This window comes from Alteromonas sp. ABV4_515 (assembly GCF_056160345.1).
Genome location: NZ_JBSWWZ010000006.1, coordinates 240,948 through 256,432, shown reverse-complemented (window position 1 = coordinate 256,432; position 15,485 = coordinate 240,948). Strand labels below are relative to the sequence as shown.

The 15,485-nt window shown below is 48.4% G+C and carries 12 protein-coding genes; 3 read left to right on the top strand and 9 right to left on the bottom strand.

The window, feature by feature from the left end:
• Positions 1-354 precede the first annotated feature (354 nt).
• Together ACXAGX_RS15440 and puuE are read left to right on the top strand one after the other, a co-directional pair.
• Positions 355-1,008 carry a TetR family transcriptional regulator C-terminal domain-containing protein gene (locus ACXAGX_RS15440; RefSeq protein WP_474839406.1) on the top strand — a complete coding sequence of 218 codons (654 nt, stop codon included), beginning with the start codon at positions 355-357 and terminating at the stop codon, positions 1,006-1,008.
• The gene (gene puuE / locus ACXAGX_RS15435) at positions 1,005-1,916 is read left to right on the top strand and encodes an allantoinase PuuE (protein ID WP_474839404.1); all 912 of its coding nucleotides are present in this window, start codon (positions 1,005-1,007) and stop codon (positions 1,914-1,916) included. The genes ACXAGX_RS15440 and puuE overlap by 4 nt, the downstream gene beginning before the upstream one ends.
• 98 nt (positions 1,917-2,014) lie before the next feature.
• Here the strand turns inward: puuE and ACXAGX_RS15430 are convergent, their stop codons facing one another.
• Entirely contained in the window at positions 2,015-3,346 is a 1,332-nt protein-coding gene (locus ACXAGX_RS15430) for an NCS2 family permease (RefSeq protein WP_474839402.1), read from the bottom strand.
• 376 nt (positions 3,347-3,722) lie between these two features.
• On the opposite strand from ACXAGX_RS15430, the gene ACXAGX_RS15425 reads away from it, so the two are divergent.
• Positions 3,723-4,736, top strand: a complete 1,014-nt coding sequence (locus ACXAGX_RS15425; RefSeq protein WP_474839400.1) for an adenosine deaminase — start codon at positions 3,723-3,725, stop codon at positions 4,734-4,736.
• Positions 4,737-4,864: 128 nt separating this feature from the next.
• Here the strand turns inward: ACXAGX_RS15425 and ACXAGX_RS15420 are convergent, their stop codons facing one another.
• From ACXAGX_RS15420 to ACXAGX_RS15385, 8 genes are all read right to left on the bottom strand, one after another.
• Positions 4,865-5,923 (bottom strand): purine nucleoside permease, encoded by a 1,059-nt coding sequence (locus ACXAGX_RS15420; protein ID WP_474839398.1) that lies wholly within the window; start codon positions 5,921-5,923, stop codon positions 4,865-4,867.
• A 62-nt stretch (positions 5,924-5,985) separates the two neighbouring features.
• Entirely contained in the window at positions 5,986-8,469 is a 2,484-nt protein-coding gene (locus ACXAGX_RS15415; RefSeq protein ID WP_474818292.1) for a TonB-dependent siderophore receptor, read from the bottom strand.
• A 198-nt stretch (positions 8,470-8,667) separates the two neighbouring features.
• The gene (locus ACXAGX_RS15410) at positions 8,668-10,101 is read right to left on the bottom strand and encodes a uracil-xanthine permease family protein (RefSeq protein ID WP_474839396.1); all 1,434 of its coding nucleotides are present in this window, start codon (positions 10,099-10,101) and stop codon (positions 8,668-8,670) included.
• Positions 10,098-11,468 (bottom strand): adenosine deaminase family protein, encoded by a 1,371-nt coding sequence (locus tag ACXAGX_RS15405; RefSeq protein WP_474839394.1) that lies wholly within the window; start codon positions 11,466-11,468, stop codon positions 10,098-10,100. The genes ACXAGX_RS15410 and ACXAGX_RS15405 overlap by 4 nt, the downstream gene beginning before the upstream one ends.
• A gap of 368 nt (positions 11,469-11,836) precedes the next feature.
• Positions 11,837-12,202 (bottom strand): AraC family ligand binding domain-containing protein, encoded by a 366-nt coding sequence (locus tag ACXAGX_RS15400; protein ID WP_070123613.1) that lies wholly within the window; start codon positions 12,200-12,202, stop codon positions 11,837-11,839.
• 14 nt (positions 12,203-12,216) lie between these two features.
• On the bottom strand, positions 12,217-13,446 hold the full coding sequence (locus ACXAGX_RS15395; protein ID WP_474839391.1) for an allantoate amidohydrolase: 1,230 nt from the start codon (positions 13,444-13,446) through the stop codon (positions 12,217-12,219).
• On the bottom strand, positions 13,443-14,666 hold the full coding sequence (locus ACXAGX_RS15390) for a pyridoxal-phosphate-dependent aminotransferase family protein (protein WP_474839389.1): 1,224 nt from the start codon (positions 14,664-14,666) through the stop codon (positions 13,443-13,445). Before ACXAGX_RS15390 ends, ACXAGX_RS15395 begins: the two co-directional genes overlap by 4 nt.
• A gap of 8 nt (positions 14,667-14,674) precedes the next feature.
• On the bottom strand, positions 14,675-15,454 hold the full coding sequence (locus ACXAGX_RS15385) for a sulfite exporter TauE/SafE family protein (protein WP_474818419.1): 780 nt from the start codon (positions 15,452-15,454) through the stop codon (positions 14,675-14,677).
• Between the last annotated feature and the right edge of the window lie 31 nt (positions 15,455-15,485).

Genomic DNA, 15,485 nt, shown 5'->3' with positions numbered 1-15,485 from the left:
AAATCGCTTGAACGCATTACTATATCTGCATTTTATAATTAAAAGTAGACCATTTGGTCAAATATTTATGGTAAAAAAAGGTCATATCTAGCATTACGTTTCATTACGGTGCAATTGCACCATAAAGTGCACTTTAATGATGCGCCGACACGCAATTTTTTGGATTTGCCGACGTTAGAACTGGACCTAATAGCTAGTCTGACCATTTGGTCTAGAGTACTGCAAGATTTGTGCACAGCGGGGTTCGCGGCCTGTGGCCCGATCAGGCGTAAAAAAATCCCATCTAATCTGGTAACTGTGGCACTATGACTGAATAGTCAGGTTTGACCGAATTAACAGGAATCGTAAGTTGTCATGAGTCAAGCAACTAAAGTGGATGCCAGTGTAGGAGCCCGAAATCGTGCAATTATCCTCACTGCCGCCGAAAAAGCGTTTGCAGCACAAGGCTTCAAAGGCACATCTGTACAACAAGTCGCAGATCAGGCCGGTTTGCCCAAAACCAATGTGCTGTATTACTTCAAAACAAAGCAAGAACTCTATCTCGCAGTATTAAAGGAAACCATGACGCTGTGGAACTCCAGTTTCGACCGCGCCACGGTAAATGATGAGCCGGCCGAGATGTTAGCCGACTACATCGCTGAAAAAATGGAGTTATCTCGAACCAATCCCTTAGCCTCTAAAATTTTTGCTATGGAAATCATTAATGGTGCGCCGAACCTGAATAACTACTTCGATGAAGAGCACAGCGAGTGGATGGAAGGCCGAGTTTCTATTATCAATAGCTGGATCTTGTCAGGAAAAATGCAGCCTATCGATCCGCATTACCTGCTTTTCAATATTTGGGCAAGTACGCAGCATTATGCGGATTTTTCTATTCAAATTACGCGACTTCGCGGCGCAAAGATGAAAAAAGCAGATTTCGCAGAAGCAACAAAACACCTGGTTACGCTGACATTAAATGGCTGCGGCTTGGACGTACCCGAAAAATACAGGATTGAAACACGATGAGTGAAGAGGCGACCCGTTACCCCCGGGATTTAATTGGTTATGGCGCAAACCCGCCCAATCCGAAATGGCCGGGAAATGCACGTATTGCCCTGCAATTTGTAGTGAACTACGAAGAAGGTGGCGAAAATTGCGTGTTGCACGGCGATACCCATTCAGAGATTTTTCTTTCTGAAATTGTTGGCGCACAACCTTATCCTGATCGCCATCTCAGCATGGAATCGTTGTACGAATATGGCAGTCGTGCGGGCTTTTGGCGATTGCATCGCTTACTTACCGAGAAAAATATACCGGTCACGGTGTTTGGCGTGACCATGGCGATGGAACGCCACCCTGAAGCGCTAAAAGCCATGATAGAGGCCGACTGGGAAATTGCCAGCCATGCCATGCGCTGGATTCATTTTCAGGATATGGATGTCGACACCGAGCGGCAACAAATCGAAGACGCTGTTAAATTGCATCAAAAGCTCACCGGAAAAAAACCTGCAGGTTGGTATACCGGCCGCACCAGCCCGAATACACTGAAGCTCATTGCTGAACGGGATGATATTCTTTACTGCGCCGATTCCTACGCAGATGATTTGCCGTATTACGACATTCAGAATGGGCAGCCGTTACTCATGGTGCCCTACACGCTGGATACCAATGACATGCGGTTTGCTACCCCTCAGGGCTTCAATAGCGGGGAACAGTTCTTTCAGTATTTGAAAGACGCGTTTGATGTGCTTTATGAGGAAGGCGCGACGGCCCCTAAGATGCTGTCGATTGGCTTGCACTGCCGAATTATAGGCCGTCCAGCTCGACTGGCCGCACTGAAACGTTTTATTGAATATGTGCAAAGCCATGACAAAGTTTGGTTGGCTACCCGAGAAGAAATTGCTTTACATTGGAAAGCGCATTTTCCGCTTTAAAATAGCGTAAGTGGAATGCATGACATGGTTCGTTTCAGTAACAGATAAACCAAAGGCCTCACATTGAGGCCTTTTTATTAGGTTCGTATGGTTGGCGGCTACTTGAGGTCGAAGATGTAACGCAGCAGGAAAACCAACGCCAATGTCCAGGTAATTTTACTCACTTTTTTAGCACGGCCACTGCCAGCCATGGTGACTACATAAGTGATAAAACCAAGGGCGATACCTTCAGAAATACTGAACGTTAAAGGCATGGCTAACAAGGCCACCGATGCTGTTGCCAATGCGCCTAAATCGTCAAAATCCAGCTGGCGAATAGAATCCATCATCAAAATACCCACCATGATCAGCGCTGGTGTTGTGGCCATTAACGGAATCACTTTCATTAATGGTGTAAGAAACAAGGCCAGTACAAAACACAGCGCGGTAACCACCGCTGTCAAACCCGTGCGACCGCCTGCGGATACGCCGGCAGCTGACTCAACGTAACTCGTTACCGGTGAGGTACCGAGCGCTGCACCGACGACACTGGCAGACGCGTCAGCGGTCATCGCGGGCCCAATTTTCGGAAGCTTGTCTTCTTTGTCGAGCAGGTTGGCACGACGCGAAACGCCTATTAATGTACCAATGGTGTCGAACATGTTTACGAACATCAGCGCAAAAATCAGATCCCAGGTCTCATCAAAATGTTCGATGGGATACCAGATATCCATTGCAAAAAACGTGTCATCGATAGGGTCGGGCATACCAAAAATGGCATCAGGATGGGTGGTAAGATAACCATTCTCCGTTGGAATAAATGCACCAATAATCGACAAAATGACAATCGACAGTAAGATGCCGCCAGTAATGTTTCGCATTACCACTACAATGGTGAGCAAAATACCGGCGAACGCCAGCATGACTGCTGGGTCGGATAAATCGCCTAAGCTCACAAATGTTGCAGGGTTATCGACGACCAGGCCCGCATTTTTTAAGCCGATAAAGGCAATGAACAAACCTATGCCGCATTGCACACCTACCTTCAGTGAAGGGGGAACGGCTTCAGCGACTTTGGTTCGCACACCGGTAAGCGTAAGCAACAAAAACAAGATGCCGTTCCAGAATACAATACCCAGCGCAGCCTCCCAGGGGACTTCCCGACCCATACAAATACTGAAAGTAAAGAATGCGTTGAGGCCCATACCGGGCGCGAGTGCGATGGGGTAGTTCGTCATCGCAGCCATCAATAAACTGCCTAAGCATGCAGCAAGGGCGGTGACGGTGATGAGTCCGGCAACGGGCATGCCACTGAGTCCGAGGATGCCAGGGTTAACTACCAGAATATAAGACATGGCGGCGAAAGTGGTTAAGCCGGCAATCACTTCCGTTTTAACGGTAGTTCCATGGGACTGTAATTTGAACAGCCTGTCCAGAAATGTGCTTGTCATGAGATTTCTCTGATTTTTATCGTTATTACTGCGGCTGGTTGTGCAAATTCCTGACCATTTAGTCAAAAATGGTTTAAATTATGCTTTCTTTTCAGCTCTGTATCAGCTGATGAAGTTCGGCCTGTTGATTTCACTGAATAATATTAAGTGTTCACAAGAAAACCTTGATAAATTTCATCAACTTGTTGCGCGAGATTGTAACAAATTTCGGGGCAAAAAAGGCATGTAAAGTCCCCAGTTTCACCATTAAGAAGCACAATGTGATGCGCTTTGTGTTATTTTGGTGCAAGAGAAATAGATAACAAACACGCCTTCATTACGAGGCTATGCGGAATTAATCCATGTCAGGTTGGGTCCGCGACGAGGAAACAGTGTTATGTCGCTAAAACATCTGATAAGTGCTTTACCAAAAGCCGAACTACATCTTCATATCGAAGGCTCATTGTCGCCACAGCTCATGTGGGAGCTGGCGCAAAAACATCGTATTTCGCTGCCGTATCATTCCGTTGAGGAAATTGAAAAGGCCTACAACTTTTCTGACTTACAGAGTTTTTTAGATTTGTATTATGCCGGCGCGGACGTCCTTCGCGACGAAGACGATTTTTATCAATTGATGATGGCTTATTTACAGCGGTGCCATCAGGAAAATGTGGTTCACACAGAAATCATGTTCGATCCGCAAACCCATACAGATCGAGGCGTACCGTTTTCTACGTTTATGAAAGGGTTTTTAAAAGCGATTCAGGTTGCTGAGAGTGAGTACGGAATAAGTGTGAAACTTATCATGTCATTCCTACGCCATTTAAGTGAAGCGCAGGCCCTACAAACCCTACAGGACGCCGAGCCCTGGTACGATGTTATTGATGCCGTCGGGTTAGACAGTTCTGAATTGGGACACCCACCAGAAAAATTCGAGCGTGTATTTGCGGAAGCCAGAAACTTAGGGTTTAAGGTGGTTGCTCATGCAGGTGAAGAAGGGCCGCCCGATTACATTTGGCAGGCTATTAATCTGTTAAGTGTAGATCGAATCGACCATGGTGTTCGGTGTCAGGAAGATGAAGAGCTCATGGAATTAATTAAGCATCGTCAAATCCCGCTTACTGTGTGCCCGCTGAGCAACTTAAAGCTGTGCGTGATAGACGATATGACCCAGCACAATATCCTCAAGCTGCTGGATGCAGGTTTGTTGGTTACGGTGAATTCTGACGATCCAACATATTTCGGCGGATTTTTGAATGAAAATTTTGAAGCGCTGGATGTTGCTTTAGGAATGACGGAATCACAGTGTCGACAACTGGCGAAAAACAGTTTTACCGCGAGTTTCCTGTCTGATGAAGAAAAACAAAAGTGGATTGAAAAGGTGGATGCTGTCGCGTGTAAACGCGTCTGAGGGCTGAATCCGCCCGCTGCGTAAGTCGATGTTGATAATATCTCTGCCACAACGTTAAAAAACGCCGCTGAAAGTGCTGTCTTTCAGCGGCGTTTTAGTATGGTTATCTGTGGTCAGTAGCGACCCGGTTACTCTGGTGTCTGGGTCTGGTATTTATCCCAATTTTTAATCAACTCGTTTACTACCGTACTACCAACAAGATAAGCCGCTTCTAACGACGGTACCATGGCAGCGTATCCACCGTTTTCACGCTCCATCGCCAGATTTTCAGCAGCGGTAAGGCCTTCTGGCTGCATAGTAAAGTTACTTGCCGTTCGAAGCACCATAAAGCGATTTTTGTCTGCTTTTCCTGCACGATCGAGATAAATCATCGATTGATAGCTGCCAGTGTCTTCCATGCCAGAAGTCATAAAGTTACCTTCACCTTTGGTCCACAGCGATACCCAGTCATTGGCCCAGTCGTTCAGCAGCTTGCCGTGCCAGAACGTGGAAGCCGCAAGGTGATCGCCAATTATGACTTTGGGCATGCTTTGCGCATTAGGATAATTTTTGTAGCGAGCGCGCAGTTCATCCATGGCGTCGGTATTCATCAACTTTAGCGATTTGGTGAGGTTGTACGCCCACTCACTTAAGTCAGTATTCAGTTTGTACATTTCGCCGTTAACAGCAGGGCGGCCTGCATCGGTTTGCGGACCATTAGCGAACAGTGGGAAGTAGCCGGTAGGCCAGCTTTCTGGTATTTCCCGCGCATCAATTTCGTGTGCAAGGTCGCCGTCGACCAGGTGACGGGTCCAAACGGCGGAACCAATGGTGCCGTCTTGGGGATCCATGCCCGCAATACCGGCTACCAGCCAGTAGGCTTGCGTTAAATCGAAGCGAGGATCGAGTCCCAGCGCCATGATGGCAGAGGATGCCCGTGCCGTGCCCATGCCTGTAACAATGGCAAGCACGCCTTTATCTTCGTTAGCGTAGATGTCATGAAAAGATTGCGGAAACGGATAGTGTGTATCAAGGCCGTAGCGTTCCTTCCACATTTGAAATTCACCGGCTTTATCGCCTTCATCTTCGCCAATTTCAAACATCGTAACAACAACGGCTTTCACTTTTAATGGGGCGTTTGCTGCATGACTGAAAGGCGATGCCTGCAACAGGAAAAGACCCGCCAAACCCAATAACAATTGCTTCAAAATACTCTCCTGAAATAAAAACGGCATGCGATTGCATGCCGTATAGAATAACAACAAGGGCCTTAGAACTTATAGCCAAACTTGATGTTGAAGTGACGAGGCAGTTCAGGCAGTACTATCTGGCCACCGAAGAGGTCAGGGAAGTTTGCACGGAAATAGCGCTCATCTGTCAGGTTTTTCACTGTTAAGTTAACATCGAAATTTTCTGACTGATATGAAATACCGGCGTTAACCAGCGTGTACGCTGGAAGCGTTACCGCACCAGAGAAACCAGATTTGGTGGAGTCAGCATCAATTACGCTAACGCTGCTGGCGAAACCGTTCTGGAAATCATAGGTGGCTGTCAAAGAGTAAATGTTCTCAGGCACGCCCGCCTTGATTGCGCCAGGGTTGCTGCTGCCAGCGCCTACAGCGAAGTTACCAATTGGTAAACCACCGTAGATAGCAGAAGGATCTTCCAGATCAGGGAAGTCTTCAGCACCGAGGAAACCAAATTGGAAGCCGTTATCCAATGCCGTGATGTTGGTCACTTCGGTATTAGAGTAACCGGCGGTGACAACCAGGCTTTCGTTTACTACCCAACGCAGCTCAAACTCAGTACCTTCTGTTTTAGTGGTGTTGTTTGTGATCACCATCTGAGAGTTGAGGTCGGTACGTTCCTGCTCGTAAATAGACAGCGCGAAGTACAGGGTATCTTCAAGGAATGAACCTTTCACACCATATTCAACCAATTCAGAGGTATCCATGGCTGCACCAGACTCGATGTTCGATGTCCAGATCTCAGCGCCTTGACCGGCAACCAGGGTTGTCTGGTCGGCAACGGTCACGTAAGGAATCAAACCAAATGGCGTGTTATAGGAAATACTCGCATTCCATGATGTGCCATCCAGTGTGTTTGATGCCTGAACCGGCGCAGTCACGTCGCCTTCGCCACCAAATCCAAGAATCGACTGGCCGTCTTCAGACAAGCTGATAAACGAGTTAGAACCGTTACCGAACAGCAATTTGTCTACAGGAATACGGCTTTCCAGGTCGACACTGTCGTAACGTGCACCAAGGACAACATTAAGACCCCAATCCCAGGTTAAATCGGTCATTACCGCGAAACCTAAATCGAGGTAGTTACCGATGTAGTAATCGGTATAGTCGGAATCGGTGCGGGTAGACAGTAAACGTCTGTCCAGCGCCGTTGATGGCATGGTCAGATCGCGACGGTCGAAGAATTCATGGTGGAAATCGTCGCCGTGTTCAAAGTCGGTGTAACGCAGGGAAGGCGAAACCTGTACCTGAGCGTACAATGAATCGAACTCGTAATCTGCACTGAATACCAGTTTGTCTTCTACAACCCAGCTATCGTGGAACTGTGAAAAACCATAGGCGTTTTCGTTGATGTTCTCATACGCTTCATAGAACAACTGGTTTTTAACTTCCCAGTTAGCATCTGAGTAATAGATCACGTCGAAATAAAGCGTGGTTACTTCGTTTTCCAGGCGGTCATCAGCAGCAACCAGAACCTGATTTCCAGAAAGCTGCGCAGTACCAGGGTTATCCAGTTGCATCAAATCATCGAAGTCAGCCGCCGTCATGCCTGCAGGGCTCGGGAAGATGAATGGGTTAATTAACCCTTCAACCGCATCATATTCCTGGTGAGAAATAGAGCCATCGCCATCGGTATCGATGTTTTTCGCGGTACCGGTGATATAAGTGCCATTGTCGATGAGATCTTGTGTCAGTCGGTTCCAGCCAGCAACCTGGTTACCTGCATAGTCGTGGTACATACCACCAAACTGAACATTGATGTTATCGCTTACGTCTACATCGAATGCAGCCTGGACAATGGTTTGGTCAGTTTGGGTGTTATCGTAGTAGCTATCGGAGTTCTCGATTTCACCGTACAGGTAGTAACCCATGTCTTTACCTGCCAGGGTTGCAGGTCCGCCAACTTCAGCGGTCAGTACACTTTTATCCCAGCTACCCATGGTGTAAGACATTGCACCTGTTGGTTCGTCAATGTATTTACCGCGACCAACCGCAGCCGACTTAGGATTGAAGTTCAGATAACCACCAATTTTTGCCGGGCCATAAATAGGTGATGCCGGACCACGAACAATATCGATGCGGCTTGAAGCACCGATTGGTGTTGGGTAGTTACCTGGGTTATCAAGGCGCTTAACGCCACGGAAGTAAGCTTCACCAGGATTACCACGAATATCCAAAGAACCGGCTACGCCAAAGAAAGACTGAGTGAATGTACCAGGCGCAAATGCCACCAGCTCGTCAATATCAGATACGTTAAAACGTTCCATTTGCTCATCGGAGATAGTGGATGCAGAACGTGGTGTTTCCAGGATAGATTTACCAAAACCAAATACGGCTTCAACATCCTGACCCGGTAAGCTGCCTAGTGACCCCGTAACTTCGATTTTTTCGACGTCTTCGTCGCTAGGAGGGGTAGCTTCCTGTGCGAAGGCAGAAGCTGGTGCCAGTGCCAGACCAAATACAATGGCTCTGGTTAACGGCGATACCGCAAATTGGGTGTGTTTCATGATTTTCCTCTGTTTTAAGTTAACTGCCTCTGACGGGCGGCTTACAAATGCCGAACATGACGTAGCACGTTAGATGCCAAAATGTTGTCCAATTGGTCAGGATTAAAATCTTCTGTAAATCTATGATTTACAATATTTAAATTTGTTTGCAGAAAAAATTAAGAGAACTAACGTGCGAAACTTTGCTGTTAAAATGGACTAACTTGCACTCTCGTGGTGCGAAAGGCGCGTATTCTGCACTAAATCAGGAGGGGATTTCTTTTGTTCTTTTGGGGAATTGTTCTGCGTGTTGAGATCTGGTAAATGCACCTGCTTAGGCAACGTCATATCGAGAAATACCGCTGTCAGGCCAGACAGTGTGACCGGAGAAGCGATGATGTTACCCAGCCACTGCGGAAAACCCAGGGTCATCTCCGGTACCATCATCACGCCCATGCCTAATCCCAGTGCTGAGGCAGTGATTAAGCTAGTACGGCGATCGAAGTTCTGTTGCATAAGAATTTTTAGACCACCCACTGCCACCATAGCAAACATAACAAGGGTTGCACCGCCAAGTACGGCTTTAGGGATAGCCTGAAGAATGCCACCGATTATAGGGAAGATGCCAAAAAGTACGTAAAAGCCACCAATCGCAATACCCACTCGTCGACTTGCAATACCGGTTAGCTGAATCACACCGTTGTTCTGTCCAAAGGTAGTATTGGGAAACGTGTTGAAGCAAGCGGCTAAAACAGAATTAATACCGTCGCCCAGAATACCGCCTTTAATGCGCTTTAGATAAACTGGCCCGGTAATGGGCTGATTGCAGAACACGCTATTGGCAGTAAGGTCGCCTGCGGTTTCCAGGGCACTGAACAGGTAAATTAACGCCAATGGCAGGAACAATGCAAAATCGAAGTCGATACCGTATTTAAACGGTGTAGGAATGGCCAGAACCGGTAGGGATGACAAGTGCGCAAACGACACGTTACCGAAACTCCACGCGCAAAGAGTACCCAGCGCCATACCGATAAAAATTGCGCTCAGTCGAACCCATAGATTATTCGAAGCGTTCAGAAAAATAATCACAAAGAGGACAGATAAACCCAAACTCACATGATTCAACTGGCCAAAGTCTACGCTTCCAAAGCCGCCGTTAAGATCGGTCATACCTACTTTTATCAGCGACAATCCAATGGAGGTAATAACAATACCGGTGATAACCGGGTTAAGCAGTCGTGTGAGTTTGTGGATGAAAAAGCTAAGTACCACTTCAACCATGGCCCCTGCCATGGTGATGCCAAGTAATAACGCCATCACGTCGTCGTCGGAACCGCCACGTTGACGCACGGTAATACCGGCCAGAATGAGTGCGCTAACAAATGCAAAACTGGTGCCCTGAACCGCAACCAGGCCGCTACCAATACGGCCGAAAGATTTTGTCTGAATGATGGTGCCAATGCCTGAAACAAACAGCGCCATACTGACGAGGAAAGGAATATGTGCGTGTAAATCTAACGCGGCTGCGATAATGAGGGTGGGCGTGATGACACCCACAAAACTGGCAAGGACATGTTGAAAAGCCGCCGTTACCGTTTTGATAGCGGCGGGCCTGTCTTCAAGGCCGTAAAGCAATTCATGGTTGTCACTCATTCCGTCTTCCTTGTGGTGTTGCAGACTGCCGGCTTAAAGCGACAGATAAATTGATGAGGTGCCTGGTAATCTGGTAGTGCTTGCTTCTTCAGCCTTGCTTCAGCAAAACGATCCAGTGCGGCATTGAGTTTTGAAAGCTCATCGGCTTTTTCTGCTCCAGGTAAAAAACTGTGAGAAATTGAATTGGTGATCACTGTGCGCAACTCATTCCATGACAGATTGAATTCAGACACGGCAACAAAAAACTCATCACTTAGGGTGGAATCCCACATCCCCCGATCATCGGTAGACAGGGCTACTGGGATCCCTAATCGTAGATATTCACCGAAAGGGTGGTTGGCATAGTCGTCCACGTATTCCAGTAACAGATTCGAAATAAGATTAATCTCAATCAGATAAGGGCCGTGGCGCATGAGCAATAAAGTATCCGGATCGGTGATGGTATTAAGGCCATGGCCAATACGGTCTGCCCCCATCAACAGGGTATCGCGTACATGCTGATTCGGTTCGTCTACTTCACCAGCATGAATAGACAGAGGAACGCCAGGCAGGTTTCGGCGCAACTCGCGAAAAACAGGCAAGAAGCGACGAGGGTAACCTTTGTCGTTATCTTCACGACCAACAAGGTTAATGCCCACATAGTGCTCGCGGTGCGCATCTACAAAGGCATAGCGGTCTTTCAGTAGTTCTTCTACATTAGGCAGGAAGCGCACTAAAGCATATTGAAATTTCACTGTTACGCCGGTTTCTTCGCCGCGTTCACTGTGAATGGCGGCATCTAAAATTGCCAGCGCTTCTTCTGGGACCATCACGGTACCGTCTGGGTTCAGCATGCCATGAACCCCAGTTTGGGTTTCAAAATACTGTACGTTCTCGGCGGCGTAAGCCTGCATGTTTTTAATCAGCAACTCGCCGAGAATGGTGGGATTGCGAAACAGTTCGTTTAGCCGTTGCCAGTGTGTTTGAAAAAATGCGTCACGACCTTCGCTTGGTCGGTCAAGGCGAATGCTGTCAAGCCAGGCCTGTTTCTCTTCTTCCGTTAGCGACGTCAGCTTCTTGTAGCCTTTCTTTTCGCAAGATGACAGCGCATCGTAAGACGTTTTCTGTAGATTTTTAAAAAGCAAATAGGGCGCGGATAGTGCGAACGGATCAGCATCGTAGCCATCGCATAGCGTGAGGGCAGTGCGGGTATAGTATTCATAACCGCCATTCAACGCAGGCGACGTAGCCAGTTCCCACCACCATTCGCTGAACGCAGAACCAGAAAGATGGTGATGCAAATCGCCCCCTTTCGGCAGGGCATGAACGAACTGATACAACTCCTGTTCAGTAGCTTGTTGTTTGAAGTCGCGGAACCAGGTCGACATAGACGAATCGACGCTAGGTTCAGAAGCAAAAACGGCTGATGCAGAAGAAAATAATAAAGTGGTAGAAATTAAAACAGAACGGAAAAACACGTGTGCAAATACTCTTAGTAAAATGGAACAGGGATCTGCGGGTCATTATTGCAAACTATTCTGCAAATTGTTGACCACTTGGTCATGTGTGCTGTGACATTTTTATTGCACTGATATGCAACGAGTTTTTGCCGTTGATGGTGAGAGAGTATGGATTAGATTAAATGGCAGTTAACTCGATTGCACCCAAATGGTGAAAGGCTTCACCAATTGGGCGAGTTTGCCGCTATATAGACTTTACGAAACGTTGAAACGTTAACCTTGTTTATTGCTTAATCTTAGAACGAGACGTGCTCTGGCAGAGTAACAAAAATGGAGTGGCGAACTTCGTTATACATGGCACGACTGCAGTGGCCTTCACCCTCGGTATCTTCTAAAAGCAAAACATCACCTGCGCCGAAGACTCGCCGTTCGCCATTAGAAACTTTAAATTCAGCGCGGCCTTTAATGATAAACAAAAGTTGCCTTGCGGGGGCGGGATGCCATTTAAAGTCGTAGTCTGCCGGTGTTTCCCTAAAAATCACGGTGCCTGCGTCAAAACGTTCTGATAATAGACCAATCGGACCGCCATCTTGCAAGGGAATATCCACTTCGCCAAAGTGACTTTTTCCTTCATCGTCATTGTAAATACGCGAAATAAGCATAGTAACTCCCTGTGTTAATTTGCCAAGTGATTTATGGTTGCATGTAGTGCGGCCAGTGCCACAGCGACATCGTCTTTGATAATAGCTTCAGCCGGGTGATGGCTAATGCCTTTATCGCAGCGCAGAAACATCATCGCTACCGGACAAATAACCGCCATTGCCATAGCGTCGTGCCCGGCCCCTGAAGGCAGCGAGAACGGCGGGATGCCACACTCAGAAATCGCTGTATGCAAAATAGCCTGCAACCGCGAGTCGCAATGCACTGCTTCAGCGCTATGGGTTTGTTCAATCGTCATTTTTACATTACGACGGGCAGCGATGGTTTGGCACTGCTGCAAAATTTGATCGAGCACCGCATCACGTTGCTGATCGTTTTCACTGCGGATATCCAGCGTAAAGCGGGTATTCCCGGAAATGACATTCACTCCATTTGGGCGATTTTCAATTTTGCCTACGGTGGCGACCACCTTGTGCATAGCCGCCAGTTTTTCCACACACAATATCATTTCACTGCTGGCTGCCAGTGCGTCCTGTCGCATGGTCATCGGCACGGTACCGGCATGACCAGCCATACCTTTGATATCAATGTTGAAACGGCGCGCGCCAGCAATGGCCGTCACAATACCCACTGGCAAGTTTGCATCTTCAAGAACAGGGCCTTGTTCAATATGCAATTCCAGGTAGCCAAGAACACGGGATGAAGTGATGTCGGCACGGTGAATGTCGTCGAAGTTCAACCCAAACTGGCTCATGGCTTCAGGTAAACTGATGCCGTTTTCGTCTTTAAGCTTCGCCCAGCTTTCTGGCCACTGCCCGGTGAGTGCGCGACTCCCTAAAAGGGTTGACCCAAATCGCGTGCCTTCTTCATCGCCGAAACCCACGATATCGAGATGGAAAGGCAATTTTTTTCGCAAACCCTGTAATATCTGAATCAACGTGATAGGCGCAATAACCCCTAACATACCATCATATTTGCCGCCGTTTGGCACCGTATCTAAGTGGCTGCCAAGAATAAACCGGGGCGCGTCGGGATTATCACATTCATAACGCCCCCAAAGGTTACCGGCGGCGTCTTGCCAGGTCGTCATACCTGCGTCGTTCATCCAGTTCGCCACCAGTCGGTTAGCTTGTCGGTGCTGTTCGGAAAGATAACGGCGGTCAAGATAAGCGGGGGATTGACTAATTTGTCCCAATTCTTCTAATCGGGCCATCACCAGTCCGGCGAGGTTCTTAAAATCAATCATTCAGCGCGGCCCGCATAAACCGCCATAGCAGCATCAACCGCTTCACCTAGCGGCAGTGACATACCGCTGCGGCGAAGTACCGTTTCGAGAGACTGCAAGGTGTGATACACCGCATCTTCCCGCGCGTTGTAGCCCATGGTGCCGATCCGCCAGATTTTGCCTTTAAGCGGACCGAAACTGGTGCCTATTTCAATGTTGAAGGTATTCAGTAGGGTGCTGCGAATTGCTTCACCGTCAACTTCTTCAGGAATGTTCACGCCGACCACGTTGGTCATTTTGTTAGACAGATCGCCAAATGGCTGCAGCGACATAGCTTGAATCCCTGCTAGCATCGCGTCGCCCGCGGTTTTGTGGCGGTTCAGCACGGCTCCCTGGCCTTCTTCAAGCAGGTTTACTGCACATTCACGGGCGCAAAACAGCATCGATGCAGCTTCCGTGTGGTGATTCAAACGTTCTTCGCCCCAATAATCCATGATCATCGGCAAGTCAAAATAGTTTGAACGAATACGGATACCCGAGGCTGATTGGTGATGCGCATCCCGTATGCCAGCTTCAACATGATGACGCTTGCGCACGCACTCGACGTATTTTTCACTTAACGTGACGGGGGCGCTGCCACTGGGGCCGCCAAGGCATTTCTGCAAACCTACCGATACTGCATCTAACCCCCATTTATCGGTTTCAAACGGATTTCCACCAATAGAGGCTGTGGCGTCACTGTAAAAAAGTACATCGTAGCGCTGACAGATTTCACCTAAATGCTCAAGTGGTTGCAACATGGTGGTAGAGGTGTCGCCCTGAACCACGGCCAACACTTTTGGACGGATCTCACGAATAGCGGCTTCGATTTGCTCCGGCGTGAATACTTCACCCCAGGCGGTTTCGATGGTGTGTACTTCTGCACCAGCACGTTCTGCAATTTCAGACAAAAGATGACCGAAACGCCCAAAAACCGGTACCAGTACTTTATCGCCTGGCTCAATACACGACACCAACACCGCTTCAATACCGGCGCGAGACGTGCCATCAACCAGTAAAGTTTGCTTATTGTTGGTGTTGAACACCTGGCGGTACAGCGCCATGACTTCATTCATATAGCCCGTCATTACCGGGTCGTACTGACCCACAAGTTGCGTCGACATAGCCTGCAATACACGGGGATAGCAGTTGATAGGGCCGGGACCCATGAGCAAACGCGGGGGGAGAGATAGGGGTTTCATTGATATTCCTAGAGTAAAGATTGGGCAAGCATGCGCACACCTGTGATGATAAGAACCACTGCAAAGACTTTTTTGAGTACGGCGGCATTGAGCTTGTTAGCAATGGCGGCGCCCACGGGGGCAAACAAAACCGTTAACGGTACGATGCAGGCAAAGCCAAGTAGGTTGACTAATCCGTAGGTGGCAAACGGGGCATCTGCCGGTCGCTCACCAACGATTAACATGGTCAGGGCGGCAGGCAAAGAGATGATAAGCCCAACGGCTGCGGCAGTGCCTACTGCACGGTGAGCGGGATAATTGCAAAATGTCAGAGTGGGCACGGTAAGGGTACCGCCGCCAATGCCAACCATACTGCTGAAAAAACCGATACAGGTGGCCATGATTCCCTGACCTGTTTTACCCGGTAAACCATCGCGGATAGCGGTTTTCTTGCCGATGAGCATATTTAGCGCAGACAACGTGGCGATGGTACCGAACAATAAGGTGAGCCACTGACCATCGATGCGAGTTACCACCGTGCTACCGGCCAATACGCCGATGAGGATAAACACGGCCCAGAACTTCAATAGCTCGCCGTCTACGTTGCCTTTTTTCTTGTGCGCCATGATTGAACTGACAGACGTGGGCACAATGGTCGCGAGTGATGTGGCGGTGGCGACCACCATGGCAGTGTCGGCACTGATCCCCAGCGCCTGGAATAGAAAGAACAGCACCGGCACGATAACAATGCCGCCGCCAACACCGAGCAGGCCAGCCAGCAGCCCGGCAAAAACGCCGGTTCCCATCATGGCCAGAATGATATTCAGATTTTCACTGATA

What these genes read in the sequence shown, in the direction of transcription:
- ACXAGX_RS15440 (WP_474839406.1), top strand. Translation starts at nt 355, where the DNA reads ATGAGTCAAGCAACTAAAGTGGATGCCAGTGTAGGAGCCCGAAATCGT.
- puuE (WP_474839404.1), top strand. Translation starts at nt 1,005, where the DNA reads ATGAGTGAAGAGGCGACCCGTTACCCCCGGGATTTAATTGGTTATGGC.
- ACXAGX_RS15430 (WP_474839402.1), bottom strand. Translation starts at nt 3,346, where the DNA reads ATGACAAGCACATTTCTGGACAGGCTGTTCAAATTACAGTCCCATGGA.
- ACXAGX_RS15425 (WP_474839400.1), top strand. Translation starts at nt 3,723, where the DNA reads ATGTCGCTAAAACATCTGATAAGTGCTTTACCAAAAGCCGAACTACAT.
- ACXAGX_RS15415 (WP_474818292.1), bottom strand. Translation starts at nt 8,469, where the DNA reads ATGAAACACACCCAATTTGCGGTATCGCCGTTAACCAGAGCCATTGTA.
- ACXAGX_RS15410 (WP_474839396.1), bottom strand. Translation starts at nt 10,101, where the DNA reads ATGAGTGACAACCATGAATTGCTTTACGGCCTTGAAGACAGGCCCGCC.
- ACXAGX_RS15405 (WP_474839394.1), bottom strand. Translation starts at nt 11,468, where the DNA reads ATGTCGACCTGGTTCCGCGACTTCAAACAACAAGCTACTGAACAGGAG.
- ACXAGX_RS15400 (WP_070123613.1), bottom strand. Translation starts at nt 12,202, where the DNA reads ATGCTTATTTCGCGTATTTACAATGACGATGAAGGAAAAAGTCACTTT.
- ACXAGX_RS15395 (WP_474839391.1), bottom strand. Translation starts at nt 13,446, where the DNA reads ATGATTGATTTTAAGAACCTCGCCGGACTGGTGATGGCCCGATTAGAA.
- ACXAGX_RS15390 (WP_474839389.1), bottom strand. Translation starts at nt 14,666, where the DNA reads ATGAAACCCCTATCTCTCCCCCCGCGTTTGCTCATGGGTCCCGGCCCT.
- ACXAGX_RS15385 (WP_474818419.1), bottom strand. Translation starts at nt 15,454, where the DNA reads ATGATGGGAACCGGCGTTTTTGCCGGGCTGCTGGCTGGCCTGCTCGGT.